The sequence below is a fragment of the Arthrobacter sp. S39 genome, assembly GCF_004320525.1.
GTDB lineage: Bacteria > Actinomycetota > Actinomycetes > Actinomycetales > Micrococcaceae > Arthrobacter.
The window spans coordinates 14034-28549 of record NZ_SIHX01000023.1; the positions used below are offsets into that span (position 1 = coordinate 14034).

At 63.4% G+C, this 14516-nt stretch carries 14 protein-coding genes and 1 pseudogene; 6 read left to right on the forward strand and 9 right to left on the reverse strand.

The genetic code is table 11. The features are described 5' to 3' along the window. Positions 1 to 6: 6 nt before the first annotated feature. The 4 genes from EYS21_RS22650 to EYS21_RS22665 all read left to right on the forward strand — a co-directional run bounded on the left by EYS21_RS22650 (position 7) and on the right by EYS21_RS22665 (position 4808). Positions 7 to 1320 carry a UDP-glucose/GDP-mannose dehydrogenase family protein gene (locus EYS21_RS22650; RefSeq protein ID WP_131135491.1) on the forward strand — a complete coding sequence of 438 codons (1314 nt, stop codon included), beginning with the start codon at positions 7 to 9 and terminating at the stop codon, positions 1318 to 1320. A 95-nt stretch (positions 1321 to 1415) separates the two neighbouring features. Further along, positions 1416 to 3197 carry a DUF4012 domain-containing protein gene (locus EYS21_RS22655; RefSeq protein WP_347559597.1) on the forward strand — a complete coding sequence of 594 codons (1782 nt, stop codon included), beginning with the start codon at positions 1416 to 1418 and terminating at the stop codon, positions 3195 to 3197. Positions 3198 to 3378: 181 nt separating this feature from the next. Then, on the forward strand, positions 3379 to 3975 hold the full coding sequence (locus tag EYS21_RS22660; RefSeq protein WP_131135493.1) for an LPXTG cell wall anchor domain-containing protein: 597 nt from the start codon (positions 3379 to 3381) through the stop codon (positions 3973 to 3975). A gap of 362 nt (positions 3976 to 4337) precedes the next feature. Next, the gene (locus EYS21_RS22665) at positions 4338 to 4808 is read left to right on the forward strand and encodes a VanZ family protein (RefSeq protein ID WP_242633573.1); all 471 of its coding nucleotides are present in this window, start codon (positions 4338 to 4340) and stop codon (positions 4806 to 4808) included. Here EYS21_RS22665 and galU read toward each other — a convergent pair. From galU to EYS21_RS22710, 9 genes are all read right to left on the reverse strand, one after another. Next, entirely contained in the window at positions 4805 to 5695 is an 891-nt protein-coding gene (galU, locus tag EYS21_RS22670; RefSeq protein WP_131135494.1) for a UTP--glucose-1-phosphate uridylyltransferase GalU, read from the reverse strand. The genes EYS21_RS22665 and galU overlap by 4 nt on opposite strands. Before the next feature lie 39 nt (positions 5696 to 5734). Then, entirely contained in the window at positions 5735 to 6514 is a 780-nt protein-coding gene (locus EYS21_RS22675) for an enoyl-CoA hydratase/isomerase family protein (protein ID WP_131135495.1), read from the reverse strand. 138 nt (positions 6515 to 6652) lie between these two features. After that, positions 6653 to 7894 carry a 1,2-phenylacetyl-CoA epoxidase subunit PaaE gene (paaE, locus tag EYS21_RS22680; protein ID WP_131135496.1) on the reverse strand — a complete coding sequence of 414 codons (1242 nt, stop codon included), beginning with the start codon at positions 7892 to 7894 and terminating at the stop codon, positions 6653 to 6655. 10 nt (positions 7895 to 7904) lie between these two features. Further along, complete coding sequence (gene paaD, locus EYS21_RS22685) at positions 7905 to 8417, reverse strand: 1,2-phenylacetyl-CoA epoxidase subunit PaaD (protein ID WP_242633574.1); 513 nt, start codon at positions 8415 to 8417, stop codon at positions 7905 to 7907. Continuing rightward, positions 8414 to 9274 (reverse strand): 1,2-phenylacetyl-CoA epoxidase subunit PaaC, encoded by an 861-nt coding sequence (gene paaC / locus EYS21_RS22690; RefSeq protein WP_131135505.1) that lies wholly within the window; start codon positions 9272 to 9274, stop codon positions 8414 to 8416. Before paaC ends, paaD begins: the two co-directional genes overlap by 4 nt. Before the next feature lie 56 nt (positions 9275 to 9330). Then, positions 9331 to 9696, reverse strand: a complete 366-nt coding sequence (gene paaB, locus EYS21_RS22695; RefSeq protein WP_242633575.1) for a 1,2-phenylacetyl-CoA epoxidase subunit PaaB — start codon at positions 9694 to 9696, stop codon at positions 9331 to 9333. Next, positions 9693 to 10706: a 1,2-phenylacetyl-CoA epoxidase subunit PaaA gene (paaA, locus tag EYS21_RS22700; RefSeq protein ID WP_131135498.1), complete on the reverse strand. Its 1014-nt coding sequence runs from the start codon at positions 10704 to 10706 to the stop codon at positions 9693 to 9695. Before paaA ends, paaB begins: the two co-directional genes overlap by 4 nt. Before the next feature lie 351 nt (positions 10707 to 11057). Then, positions 11058 to 11432 carry a hypothetical protein gene (locus EYS21_RS22705; protein WP_131135499.1) on the reverse strand — a complete coding sequence of 125 codons (375 nt, stop codon included), beginning with the start codon at positions 11430 to 11432 and terminating at the stop codon, positions 11058 to 11060. A gap of 632 nt (positions 11433 to 12064) precedes the next feature. Further along, positions 12065 to 13096, reverse strand: coding sequence for an aldo/keto reductase (locus tag EYS21_RS22710; RefSeq protein ID WP_131135500.1), 1032 nt, complete (start codon positions 13094 to 13096; stop codon positions 12065 to 12067). 378 nt (positions 13097 to 13474) lie between these two features. On the opposite strand from EYS21_RS22710, the gene EYS21_RS23870 reads away from it, so the two are divergent. Next, entirely contained in the window at positions 13475 to 13972 is a 498-nt protein-coding gene (locus tag EYS21_RS23870; protein WP_131135501.1) for a DUF1801 domain-containing protein, read from the forward strand. Positions 13973 to 14209: 237 nt separating this feature from the next. Then, a pseudogene (locus EYS21_RS22720) lies at positions 14210 to 14516 on the forward strand (endonuclease); the annotation flags it as partial.

Sequence of the window (14516 nt, forward strand, 5' to 3'; positions counted from 1 at the left end):
CTCACCATGCGTATTACGGTAATTGGCTGCGGCTATCTGGGAGCAGTGCACGCAGCCTGCATGGCAAAACTGGGTCACCAGGTTGTTGGCATCGATGTGGACCATAGGAAAATTTCTGCCCTGTCGGAAGCCAAGGCCCCCTTCTTTGAACCGGGTTTGGAGTCCTTGCTTAGGGAGGTTCAAGAAACAGGGCGCCTCACGTTCACGACGGATATGAGTGCGGCAGCCGGCAACGAGGTTCACTTCATTTGCGTTGGCACACCACAAAAGAAGGGTGAAAACGGTGCAGATCTCTCATATGTGGACGCGTCCGTAGAGGAGCTATTGCCCTACCTCTCCCCCGGTGACTTTGTCGTGGGAAAGTCCACGGTGCCTGTAGGAACCGCGGAGCGGCTCTCAAATGCAGTACAGGCCCAGGAGCCTGCGGCGCACCTAGTCTGGAATCCCGAGTTCCTCCGGGAGGGGCACGCTGTCGCAGACACCCTTCAACCGGACCGTTTCGTCTACGGAGTTTCCGATGGATCCGAAGAGCACCCAGCTGTCGCTGCTCTTGATGAGGTCTATGCCATTCCTCTCTCCACCGGAACGCCCCGGCTGGTCACAGACCATCCAACGGCAGAACTCGTGAAAACGGCCGCCAATTCCTTCCTGGCCACAAAAATTTCCTTCATTAACGCGATGGCGGAACTTTGCGAAGCCGCTGGGGCTGACGTCACAAGGCTGGCCGACGCCATAGGTATGGACGACCGAATCGGAAGGAAGTTCCTCAACGCAGGCATTGGATTTGGCGGTGGATGTCTGCCTAAGGACATTCGTGCGTTCATGGCCAGAGCAGGTGAATTAGGTGCCGACCAAGCACTAACCTTCCTCCGTGAAGTCGATGCCATTAATATGCGCCGACGTTCTCGAGTCGTTGAACTTGCCCGCGAGCTATGCGGAGGCACCCTGTTAGGACAACGCATCACTGTTCTCGGTGCCGCGTTCAAACCTGAGAGTGATGATGTTCGCGATTCACCAGCTCTGAGTATCGCCGCCCAACTCCAGCTCCAGGGTGCCGTAGTAACCGTCACGGACCCGAAGGCCCTAGAAAACGCCGCCAAGCGATTCCCCGAACTTCACTATGAAGGGGATGTTGATGCTGCCATTTCGGGTTCGGATGCACTATTACTACTCACCGAGTGGCGTGAGTATGTTGAGCTCGATCCCCTTACGCTGATCGGAAGCGTTGGGACAGCCAGAGTCCTAGATGGTCGCAACGTTCTGGACGCTGCAAAGTGGCGCTCTGCAGGCTGGGCTTATCGCGGTATGGGACGACCCTAGGCATGACGGAATCCGGTGAAAAGGTAGAAAGACGAGCGCGAAAGCGCGGGTGGGGAATCATGTCGACGACGCAGTCTGCCAGGTCGAAACGGCGCTTGAAATGGATCCTATGGTCCACCGTCATGGTCTCTGCCGTAGCAGCCGCGTCAGTCCTTTGGCTCGGCGCGAAAGCCACCGCGATCAAAACCGAACTTTCAAACGCGACGAGTCTCCTTCCACAACTTAGGGATGAAATCCTAGAAAACAATGTAGACGGCGCCACACAGACGGTTCGCGACGTAGGAAGCCACACCGCAAAGGCGCGTGACGAGGCAAGTGACCCTTTATGGACCTTGGCCGGCGCTATGCCTTGGCTTGGGGCGAACTTCAAGGCCGCCAGTGAGGTCGCGACGTCAGCCGACGACGTTGCCCGACTTGGCGCAACACCTTTGGTCTCGGTCTTTCAGGACCTCGACTGGAACGCCCTTGCACCAGGAGGCGAGAGCGTTGATCTGCAGCCCCTAATTGACGCCAAACCGAAGTTAGTCGCGGCCGCTCAAGCAGTTGTTCAGTCTTCGGAGCGTCTCAACAGCATTGATGCGACTACATTACTTCCCCAAGTTTCCGAGCCCCTTGCCCAAGCCCAAACTCAGCTGGATGCGCTCAAGGGAGGATTGACCTCAGCTGCAGATGCGGCGCGCGTGGCGCCAGAAATGTTAGGGGCAACAGAACCACGACACTATTTGGTTTTGATTCAAAATAATGCCGAATCCCGTGCCACAGGGGGTATACCGGGAGCGTTGGCCTTGTTGACGATCGACAGGGGCGACCTGACGCTCGACGCTCAATCGAGCGCGAGCGAAATTGGAGTATTCGATCCAATCGTTGAGGTTGATTCTGAACAAAAAACCATATATTCCGCCCGGATCGGCAAGTTTATGCAGGACGTCAACCTGACACCTGATTTTCCGACTACAGCCCAAGTTGCACATACGATGTGGGAGCGGAAAACGGGTCAACGTGTAGACGGTGTAATATCAGTCGATCCGGTTGCCCTTGGTTACATACTTGACGCTACCGGACCGGTAACAATCACCAGCCCCGAGTTAATTTCGATTGCCCAAAGTGGCTTGCCTACCGAACTAAACGGCAAAAATGTAGTTCAGACCCTACTATCGGATGTTTACTCGAAGATCGACAAGCCCAAGCTACAAGACGCATACTTCGCAGGGGTTGCGCAGGAAATATTTGCCGCTTTGTCCGACGGTAATGGCGATACTCAAGGGCTCGTCGAAGGCCTCTCCCGTGGGACTGAGGAAGGGAGAATTCGCCTATGGTCCAACCGTAATGCAGAACAGTCCGTGATCGCGGGATACCCCCTGGGCGGGTCAATGTCCGGGCGGAACGTATCGCCTGCCGAGTTCGGTGTCTACTTCAACGACGGTACAGGCGCCAAGATGGACTTCTACGTGAAACGAACCGTGCAGCTCGTCAAAGAATGCGCCAGAGATGGCTACGCTCAGACGACGGTACGTGTTACCAGCACCAACACCGCCCCAACGGATTCAGCGATGTCATTGCCGACATATGTCACCGGAGACGGAACTTTCGGAGTACCGCCGGGCTCAGTCCAGACGAACATAGTTGCGTACGGCCCGGTGCAGGCAAATGTCGAAACGGCAAAATTGGATGGACAAAGAACTGATTTCGCACCGTACGTCCACAGCAACCGCCCAGTGGGTGTAATCGCCATACGCCTAGCACCGGGCGAGAGCCGAACCGTTGAGTACACCTTTGGAAAAATTGTTCAGCATACAGAACCTAACGTCGTTGTCACACCGACTGTCCAGGATGTAAAGGATGTGATCCTGCCCACACAAAATGCGCAGTGTGGCTAGGGCTCGTAGACAACGCGTTAACACTATGTAAACCGACTGGATTGACGTTGCTCACAGCGCGCGCCGAATGGTAACGTCTTTTTGGGATATCTATCCGGCATTTCCGCACAGGTCTCGTGCGGTGAGGAAACCTCCTCAATTCGGGTACATCTAAAACTTAAACGTCTCCGGGGGGACACACATGAAAAAGACACTCGCAGCACTCGCACTGGCTGGATCCATCGCACTTATCGGCACCGCGCCGGCAGTCGCAGCCACTTACCCGGCTCTTCCGCCGCAGGCAGCCGTTTCTGACGGCACCGTTGGCCCGGGCGAGCAGTTCGTCTTCACTGGCCAGGGCTTCCTGGCCGGCGAATCACTGACCATCACCGTCACGCCGGGCAACCCGCCCGCAGCCAGCGGCGCCAACATCGCCGGTGGTACCTCCTTCTCCGCCAAGATTCCTGTCTTCCTGGCACCCTCGACCTTCAGCGCAACCGCTGACGCTCAGGGTAAGGTCGCATTCCCGATCTCCATCTCCGAAGCAGGCACCTACTACATCACGGCAGTCGGCAACACGTCCGGCGTAACTGTTGGTCCCGTTACGGTTCAGGTTGCTGCCTCCCTGGCCAACACCAGCGGCGGCGCTCCGCTCGCCACGACCGGTGGCGGCCTGGCAAACACCGGTGCTGACTCCGGCCTGGTTCTCTGGACCATCGTCGGGGCTGGCGCACTTGCCGCCGGTGCAGCTTCTGTAGTTGTTGTTCGCCGCCGCGCCAAGACTGAGGCCGCTGCGTAACCGCAACACCCACAAGCACCAAAGAGGGTGGGTGGTTCTCCGGGAAACCGGAGAACCACCCACCCTCTGCATTTAATGGTTTCGACAGGCTCAACCACCGAGTCGACAGGCTCAACCACCGAGTCGACAGGCTCAACCACCAAGTGGACAGGCTCAGCCAACGGTTCCACAGCCCGAACCGATTGCGTCCGTGGTATTTATTAGTGTTATGGGGAGACATTGGCGCAGAACCCGCTGGCAGTTCGACTTCTCGATACCCTTGCCAGGCCCTCAAGCACTCCCCTACGCCTTCCTCGGACTGTTGGCTACTGCAGCCTTCGGGGTGGCCTTTCTAGCCATTCTGAGAACGTCCTGAGGCCCACTTGAATTTCCTGGCAGACCGCCGCCCGTGGCGCTGGCTTCTCGTTGCCATGCTGATTCCGCTGGCCTTCATCGCATTTTGGCCAAGCCCCGTTGATCAGCCCATCCAGGGCGATCTGGCCCGAGTCTTGAGATATCTCCATGCGCACGGTGTTCCGCGCTGGTTCAACTACAAATTTGTTGAAGCAGCCGCGAACGTCGCGTTGTTCGTGCCGCTGGGCATCGTCGCCTCGCAGGCATTTCCGGATCGGACTTGGTGGCGGGTTGGCGCCTTTGGTCTTCTGGTCTCCGGCTGTATGGAATTGGGCCAGCTGCTGTTTCTTGACGACCGTTTTGCAACGCCGCAGGACCTTGTCACAAACACGGCCGGAGCTGTCATTGGCGCAATCATGGCCCGAATTGTCGCCAGACGACTGCGGGCCCGCCACTCAGTGAGCAGCGGGCCCGTAGAAAGCCGTAAGAGCAGCAGCTAGCTGACGAAGCCCTTCATCCAGGTCTTCAAGTCCTCACCGAATTCCACGCGCTCTGAGGCGAGGGTAATGACGGCCTTGAGGTAGCTGAGCTTGTCGCCGGTGTCGTAGCGGCGGCCCTTGAACACCACGCCGTACACGCCCGATCCTTCGCCCTCGCCTGCGGCCAGGGTCTGCAGCGCGTCCGTCAGCTGGATCTCTCCCCCACGGCCCGGCTCGGTCTTCTCCAGTACGCCGAAGACGGAGGGGTGCAGCACGTACCGGCCGATGACGGCCAGGTTAGACGGTGCCTCGCCCGCAGCAGGCTTCTCCACCAGGCTGTTGACGCGGACGTAGTCCTCGCCGTCGATGGCCGTGATATCCGCGCAGCCGTAAGCACTGATCTGGGACGGATCCACTTCGATCAGGGCGATCACGGAACCGCCGGTCTTCTGCTGCACGTCGATCATGGTGGCGAGCAGCGATTCTGCCTCGTCAATCAGGTCATCGCCCAGCAGCACGGCGAAGGGCTCGTCGCCCACGTGCTGGCTGGCGCACAGCACCGCGTGCCCGAGGCCTTTGGCTTCGCCCTGGCGCACGTAATGGATGGGGCCCAGGTCGGACGCCTCCCGCACCAGGGCCAGCCGGCCCTGGTCGCCCTTCTTTTCAAGCGCCTGCTCCAGGCCGGGCTCGCGGTCAAAATGGTCTTCCAGGGCGCGCTTGTTGCGGCCCGTGATCATCAGCAGATCGGTGAGGCCGGCGTTGACGGCTTCTTCAACCACATACTGAATTGCCGGACGGTCTACCACCGGCAGCATTTCCTTCGGCATTGCCTTGGTGGCGGGCAGGAAACGAGTTCCCAATCCGGCAGCAGGAATGACGGCTTTGGTCACAGATTTCCCCATAGTCATAGGTGAACCATACAAATCAACAGCCAGAGTTAGCAATTGCTACCCCGTAAACTCTGGGTTTCGTTTCTCCTGGAAAGCCCTGAAACCTTCGGCATAATCATCGGTTTTGCAAAGCCGCGCCTGCTCGGCATTTTCCTCTGCCATGGCGTCCCAGAGGCCCAGCCGCTGGTCGCGGATATGCGCCACCAGTTCCTTGCTGGCCTTGAATGCACCCGTGGCTCCAACCGCCACCTTCGACACAATTGCCCGGGTGTTGTCCAAGAGTTCATCCGCGGGCATGGCCCTGCTGAACAGGCCCTGCGCCACGGCGTCAGCGCCGCTCATCAGTTCGGCGGTGTAGATCAGGTCCAGCGTCCGGTGCATGCCCAGCCGCTCGGTGAAGTACCAGTGCCCGCCCGAATCCAGCGTGGCGCCCAGCTTGGCGAACGGCGAGCCGAACTTGGCGTTCTCCGCCACGTACACCACGTCCGTGGCCAGCAGCAGGCCCAGCCCCACACCCAGGCAGGCGCCCTGCGCCGCCGCGAAGGTCGGCGCCGGGAAGGCCGCCATCTTCTGCAGCAGCGGCTGCACCAGCCCGCCCAGGTACGCGGCCGCATCGTCGGTCTCCGGCGTGACGCCGGAGATGTCCCTTCCGGCACAGAAGGCCCGGCCCTCTCCCCGAAGGAGCAGCGCCCGGACCTCACCGCGTGAGGCGGCGGCAGCGGCGTCGTCGTACGCCTGTGCTAAATCCTTCAGCGCCTGCTCATCCAGCGAGTTCAGCTTCTGCGGCGCATCGAGCACAACTTCGGCCACGCCGTTGCTGATGGAGAGGGAAATCATGGGGCTCCTTGTTGGGTTTCGGGTCTCGACAGGCTCGACCACCGGGGTCTCTTTGGTCTCGACAGGCTCAATCACCGGGGTCTCTTTGATTTCGACGGGCTCAATCACCGGATTTCGACAGGCTCAATCACCGGGGCTTTACACGTCGAAGTCGACGCTGACTTCCTTGCTGGTGGGGTGGCTCTGGCAGGTCAGCACGTAGCCCTTGTCCAGTTCATCCTGCTCCAGCGCGTAGTTCTCGTCCATGGTCACGCTGCCGGTGACCACCTTGGCCCGGCACGTGCCGCACACTCCCCCGGCACACGCGAACGGCACATCCGGGCGCACCCGCAGCGCGGCGTTCAGGATGGACTCGCGGGCGTGCGTGGGGCTGGCCACCTCGCCCTGCAGGCCGTCCAGCTTGAACGTGATCTTGTACGTCTCCTTGGACTCGTCCACCACCACGGGACGGCCGGCGTGGCCCTCCGGGCGGTCCGGCTTGCCCGACGTGAACAGCTCGAACCGGACATGCTCGGGCTTCACGCCGCGCTCGGCCAGGGTGTCCCGGCACAGCTGCACCAGCTCGAACGGCCCGCACAGGAACCACTCGTCCACATCGTCCGCGTGGATGGCGGTGCCCAGCAGCTGCTGGAGCTTCTCGGCGTCGATCCTGCCGCTCAGCAGCGGCGCGATGCGCTGCTCGCGGGACAGCACGTGGTGGATGGCCAGCCGCTGCGGGTACTTGTCCTTCAGGTCCGCGAGCTCCTCCAGGAACATCACGTCCATGGCGGCCTTGTTGGCGTAGATCAGGTCGAAACGGGTCTCCGGGTTGGCGGCCAGCAGCGTCCGGGCGATGGCGATCACCGGGGTGATGCCGGACCCCGCCGCGATGGCCACGAAGCTGCCTCCCCCAATGGAGGCAGTTTCCCCCGCCAGGTCCTCCGGGTGGTTCATGGAGTTCATGACGTTCTGGTCCACGGGCTTGCCGTCCCGGCCGTGCTTGGACACAAACGCGCCCATGGGGCTCATGACGTCCAGGGTGTCCCCGGCCTTCAGCGCGGCGTTGGCCCAGGTGGAGAACAGCCCGCCGAGGTCCTTCTTCACGGCCACCCGGATCTCGCTGCTGCCGTCCGCGAAGCTGCGCGGCTCAGCGCAGATGGAGTAGCTGCGGCGCACCTCGTGCGGCTCGCCGTCCTCATCCGGGAGCGTGGTGCGCAGGGCCACGTACTGGCCGGGCAGGTAGTCGAACTGGCCGGCGAGCTCCGGCGGGACGCCGAAGGTGACCTCGATGGCGTCCTCGGTGAGCCGGCGCACCTCCGCCACGGCGAGGGTGTGGAAGGACGGACGACGGCGGCCGGTGGCCTGCGCCGATTCGGCGGCGGTCTGGCGGACAACAGGCATGGGGGCTTCCTTACAGGACTTTGAAGTAGTCGAACGGTTCCAAGCAGTCCTTGCAGACGTACAGCGCCTTGCAGGAGGTGGAACCGAAGCGGGTGAGTTCCTTGGTGTTCAGGCTTTGGCATTGCGGGCACTTGACGGCCATCTGCAGCCGGATGGGGCCGGCGTGCCGGGCTGCCGCTGCCATGCCCGACGGCGGGGCGATGCCGTACTCCTGCAGCTTCTGTTTTCCGGCGTCCGTCATCCAGTCCGTGGTCCAGGCCGGGGCGAGGACCAGGTCCACATGCACGCTGGCGAAGCCATCTTTGGCGAACGCTGTTTTCAGGTCATCGCGGATGGCGTCCATGGCCGGGCAGCCCGAGTACGTGGGCGTGATGGTGACGGTGACTTCGTTGTCTTCTACCGTGACTGCCCGGAGGATGCCGAGGTCCGCGATGGTGAGCACCGGGATCTCGGGGTCGCACACGGTGGCGGCGATGTCCCAGGCCTTCTGCCTTTGATCCACCTCGACGGCCACGGCGGTCACCAGCTTGCTCCGGGATGCTCGCGGGCCAGGACCTGCATCTCCGCGAGGATGTAGCCCAGGTGCTCGGAGTGCTGGCCGCGCCGGCCACCGCCGGGGGCTGCCGGAACCTCCGGCACTTCCAGTCCGGCTTCTGTGAGGACCTCGCCGGTCAGGCGGTCAAAGTCTTCCCTGATGCTGGAAGGAACGACGGCGGCACCGGCCTCGGCGAGGCGGGTCACCAGGGCGTCGTCCTCGAAGAGCTCGCCCACGTACGGCCAGACCAGCTTGAGGGCGTGGATGATCCGCTTGCGGGATTCGTCCGTGCCGCCGGCCAGGCGCAGGATCCACTGGGCACTGTGGTCCCGGTGGTAGTCCACTTCCTTGACTGCTTTGGCGGCGATGGCGGCCAGCGTGCCGTCTGTTGATTCCGTGAGCCGGCGGTAAAGCTCGAACTGGTAGTAGCTCACCACGAACTGGCGGGCGATGGTCACCGCGAAGTCGCCGTTGGGCTGCTCAAAGAGGTGGGCGGAGCGGAACTCGTGCTCGCGGCGGAAGTAGGCGAGGTCATCCTCGGACTTCTCCCAGGCTCCGCCGGCGTAGGTGAGGAAGGACCGGGCATGGCCCAGCTGGTCCAGGGCGATGTTGCCCAGGGCCACGTCCTCCTCCAGTTCGGGGGCGCGGGAGATCCAGTGGCCCAGGCGCTGCGCCAGGATCAGGGCGTCGTCACCCAGGCGAAGCGCGTACTCGGCCGCATCTTCGGTGGGCTTGACCAGGCCGGTGCGGACCTCGAGGGCGATGTCCTCCGGGCGCAGGGCGTTGCCGGGGGTGATGCGGGTGGCGGAGGCGTTGGAGTCGCCACTGCCGGATGGGGCTGCCATACCGGTGGAGATGTCGCCGTGGCCGTGTGCTGTTTCTGCCGTGGTTTCAGGGCTGCTCACAGGTGCTTCACCCCTTCGCTCTTGGTGTAGTACGTGGCGTGCCGGTAGTCCTTGCCCTGCGGGGACTCGAAGAACGAGCCCTTGGAGTCCGGATCGCTGGAGGCAATCGCGTCGGCCGGGACCACCCAGATGGACACACCCTCGTTGCGGCGGGTGTAGAGGTCGCGGGCGTTGCGCAGGGCCATGGCGGCATCCGGCGCGTGCAGGGATCCGGCGTGGACGTGGCTCAGGCCGCGGCTGGACCGGACGAAGACCTCCCACAGGCCCCAGGCGTTGCCGGTGGTCTTGGTCTCGACAGGCTCGACCACCGGACCGGTGGTTGAGCCTGTCGAAACCTCCGGGGCGTTAGATGCGTCGCTCATGCTGCGAATTCCTTTGTCTTCATTGACTGTTTGTGTGCGTAAGCCGCCGCTGCCTCGCGGACCCAGGCGCCGTCGTCGTGCGCTTCCCTCCGGCGCTCGAGGCGCTGGGCGTTGCAGGGACCGCGGCCGGCGAGGACCTCGTGGAACTCGTTCCAGTCCAGCGGTCCGTGCTCCCACTTTTTGGTGTCCTCGTTGAAGCGGATCTCGCTGTCCGGGAGGGTCAGGCCCAGCACGCGGACCTGCTCCACCATCATTCCGACGAACCGGCTGCGGAGTTCATCGTTGCTGAAGCGCTTGATGTTCCAGGCCATGGACTGCTTGGAGTTGGGCGAATCGTCGTCCGGCGGGCCGAACATCATCAGGGCCGGGGCGTACCAGCGGTTCACGGCGTCCTGGGCCATCTGCTTCTGCTCCGGGGTGCCGTGCGAGAGTTCCAGCAGGATCTCGAAGCCCTGGCGCTGGTGGAACGACTCTTCCTTGCAGACTCGGACCATGGCGCGGCCGTACGGGCCGTAGGAGGCGCGGCACAGCGGCACCTGGTTGCAGATCGCGGCGCCGTCCACCAGCCAGCCGATAGCGCCCATGTCCGCCCAGGTCCGGGCCGGGTAGTTGAAGATGCTCGAGTAGCGGGCCTTGCCGGCGATGAGGTCGGCCATCATCTTGTCCCGCGGCTGGCCCAGCGTTTCGGCGGCCGAGTAGAGGTACAGCCCGTGGCCGGCCTCGTCCTGGACCTTGGCCATGAGGATGGCCTTGCGCTTCAGGCTGGGGGCCCGTGAGATCCAGTTAGCCTCGGGCTGCATGCCGATGATTTCGGAGTGCGCGTGCTGGGAGATCTGGCGCAGCAGGGTCTTGCGGTAGGCGTCCGGCATCCAGTCTTTGGGTTCAATGCGGGAATCGTCCGCCATGACCCGGTCAAAGTTCGCCTGACCGTCGGCCTCGCGCTGTTCCGCGGCTGCGAGTTCTTCCGGGGATAGCTCAGCGGGCACTGACTGCAGATTCTGCGCTGCCATGGTTGCTCCTATGCAAAGGCCTTCAAGGGACTAATTATTTACCGACCGTTCGTTCAGGATATGCGGAAGGCTTGGAGACCGTCAAGCAGCAGGGCATGTTGGAGGTTTGGGCGGCTCCAGTGACGGCGGGCGCCTTTCGACCCCACCCACCCCGGACGCTCTCTCATTTAATGCAGGTTTTTGGGCAACGCTCTTTCATTTACCTGTGCCGCCGGACGGCCTGACCGGAACGAGGGACGAGATCTCGGCGTTATGGCGTCGGCATAGCGCCGAGACCTCACCCCTCACGGGTGGCCCGGCCGCCGTCGTCCGTTCCTGGCAGACTGACGCCGCGGCCCCAGGCGACCCGCCTCAATGTTCGGGACGGGCCTTGGCCGTGTGCTTGGCGCGCCGCCGCCTTCGGGTGAAGAGGAAGAGGGCCCAGCCTCCCAGTATCACGATGATCCCGAGCAGGGCCTGCAGGGGCGGAGCCATCTCCTGAATCCACTTCGAGACCACGTACATCAGCCCGATCTCCACCGTGATGGTTTCCCTGAAGGTCTCCACCGTGATGGTCCCGCCCTCCGGATCCGGGGCCAGCAGCCGGAGCACCATCTCATGCTGTCCGGACTCGACGGCGGTGAGGTGCCAGGCCCACTCGCCGGCGCCCCGCTGGGGAATGGAGATGAGTTCGCTGCTTGCCCGCTCGATCGTCACTCCCCCGCTGCTGGTGAGATCGGCGCTCATCCGCTCACAAATGGGAGGCTGGCGCCGGGTGGGTTCCCCGGATCCGGGAAGTCCGGTGGCGGGATCCACCGGTGACGTCGAGAGAGCCACCCGCACCACGAATTCGACGACGTCCCCTTGCTGCAAGGGGGACGGCGGCCGGAATGCCAGTTTTCCTTCGAAGCAGCGATCCAGAATTTCCTGGCTGCGTTCCCCGGGCGGCGGCGTTCCCCCGTCGGATGGTTCCGGGGGTGGAGTCCCGGTCGGCACGAGGGTTGGAGTAGCCGAAGGGACGCGGGTGGGGGTAGCCGACGGCTTTGGTGGAGGCGTTCCAACCGTGGGGACAGGATCCACCGGGACTGTTTCGGACGGCTCTGGCACGGTCACTGTGGGGCTGGGGGGACCGGGATCACCGGGATCACCCTGGGGCGTGCACGACAGGAGTCCCATCATGATCAAGATCGCGGCAACAAGCGCCAACCACCCGTTGCCCACGCGTCGATCAGCCATTGTTTCCTCCGACCATTGAGCGAAACAAGGACACACCTCGCTCAATGGTGGCGGGCAGGGCGTTACGGCCGCGTTACCGGCACAAGGTGAGTGCCGCCGTCGTCCATTCCTTCCCGGTTCCTAAGCAATCAGAGGCTCCCGGGCTACCGTCCCCCTTCGATCTTCCGGCTGCGCTGCTCCTGCGCCATCGGCCCGTAGGGATAAACGCCGAGCTGGGGCTGGCTGGCCTCCGTCAACGCCTCGGTTTCGTCCGGGGTGAGCTGGAGGTCCGTGGCGGCAAGGTTGTCAGCCAGCTGCTCCGTGGTCCGGGCGCCCAGGATCACGGACGTGACCGCGGGCCGGTCCGCCAGCCAAGCCAGGGCCACCTGGGAGGCGCTCGCGCCGTGGGCAGCGGCAACGTTTTCCACGGCAGCGATGACGGCCCAGGTGCGGGGATTGTCATTGCGTGCCTGCCACGCCTCCATGCCGCGCTTGGGGTTCTCGCCGAGCCGTGTGGCGCCGGTGGGAGGCTGGTCCTTCCTGTACTTGCCAGACAGCCAGCCACCACCCAGCGGGGACCACGGCAGCAGTCCGATCCCGGCGTCCAGGGATGCGGGGACGATCTCCGCTTCGATGTCGCGGACCAGCAGGCTGTACTGGGGCTGCAGGGTCACCGGCTCATTCCAACCGTGTGCCCGGGCGACGTGGACCGCCTTGGTCAGCTGCCAGCCGAGGAAGTTGGAGAAGCCGTAGTAGGCGATCTTGCCGCTGCTCACGGCATCGTGCAGGAACCGGAGCGTCTCCTCCAGCGGGGTGATGGGGTCCCACGCGTGCACCTGGTACAGGTCGATCTGTTCCACGCCCAGGCGGCGGAGGGAACTGTCCAGGGCACGGGTCAGGCGGCGGCGGGAGGTCCCGACGTCGTTCGGTGCCGTTCCCATCGGAAAGCGGCCCTTGGTGGCGATCACCACCCGGTCCCTTGCGTCCGGCCGCTCGGCAAGCCAGCGGCCGATGATCTCCTCCGAAGTGCCTGCGCTGTAGACGTCAGCGGTGTCGATGAAGTTGCCGCCGGCCTCGAGGTAGCTGTCCAGGATGGCATGGGACGTTTCTTCGGTGGCCTCGGCCCCGAATGTCATGGTGCCGAGCGCGTAGTTCGAAACCACGGCGCCGCTGTGGCCCAGTGTTCGGTATTGCATTTTGCTCCTCAGTCTTCTGTGGGGATGGTTCGGTTGCTGTTAGATCCGCCCGCTGTTCTCGGGCTGGCAATTCTCATGGACACGCTCCCTCACAGCGGCGGGGACCTCCGCGGTTCCCGGCCGGAGCCGGCGGCGGAGGTTCGATGGCCCACGCGGCCCGGTGTAAGTCGCGAGAAATCCATGGTCCTGTTCCTGTCACCCCTGCAGGATCCCGGCTCGGGAACCGCTTTCGTGAGGGCGTGAGTACGACGCTACGCAGTTTGGGGGGCCGTGTCTGCAGGTTTGCCCAACCCTGATTTTCCTAGGACTGGCAGACCTACCTTCGAGATAGCTCCAGTACCGAGCCGGGCTGGTGGCAAGTGCGGAATAATGCTCTTCATGACCAGCAAGGACACCGGTAAGAGGGATGCTGAAAAGCCGGCCACGCGCACAGCGGCACCTGTCGAAGCCGCCACGCTGCCGGAAGCCATGACCGGCAGGGCAAGCCCCGCGAAAGCGGCACTCGGCGACAAACCGGTCTTCGCATACATCGCCAGCCTGCCGCAGCCGCAGCGCGGCATCGCCGAAGCTGTTGATGCACTGGCTGCCAGGACGCTGCCCAACCTCCAGCGCTCGGTGAAGTGGGGCATGTCGTACTACGGCGTCGGCGACGGTTGGTGCTTCAGCTGCGGCGGCTTTGCCGGCCACGTCAAGCTCATGTTTGTGAACGGTGTGGCGCTCGAGCCTGTACCGCCGGTGACACCCGTGGGGATGGGCAAGTCGACCCGGGGTGTGGAGCTCGCATCCCTGGACGACATCGACGAACGCCAGATCGCGGCGTGGATGAAACAGGTCACATCCGTGCCGGGCGTCGGGGGCAAGAAGCGTTCAGCCTGAGGTTTACTGCCGGGGCAAACGCCCGCTGACCCACCCAGGTGCGTGCCGCCGTCGTGCGTTCCTGCCCGGTTCCTTTCGCGGACACCCTTGCACCGCGCCGAGTACGACGGCGTGTCCCGGCTTTCGGTCGCCGCCTCACCAGTGCAACGGGGCAGGAACGCACACGCCGGCTCACGGACTTTTGGGCGGGCGTGGTCTGCGGGCAATAATGTCAGACCCTCCCGCCATGATTGGTACATGGGAAGAGCAGCGGTGGCGAAGGCATTTGCGGATATCGACGCTGCCCATGCGGTGCTTAGTGCCGAAGTGGACGGGACCGGCTCCGGCGCGGACCCCGATGACGATCCGATGCAGGACACGTCGGATCTTTGCCTGGACATCCTGGCGGGGGCGGCCCGGTCAGAGCCGCAGATGGCCGCGTTGAAGGCCCAGGCCGCCGCGAAGTACGCGGACAATGTCCAGGCAATGGCACCTCCCACCATGTCCGCGCAGGCGCAGGAGGCGTCGACGGCTGCGGAGATCGCGTGCGTGCTGACCATCGGGC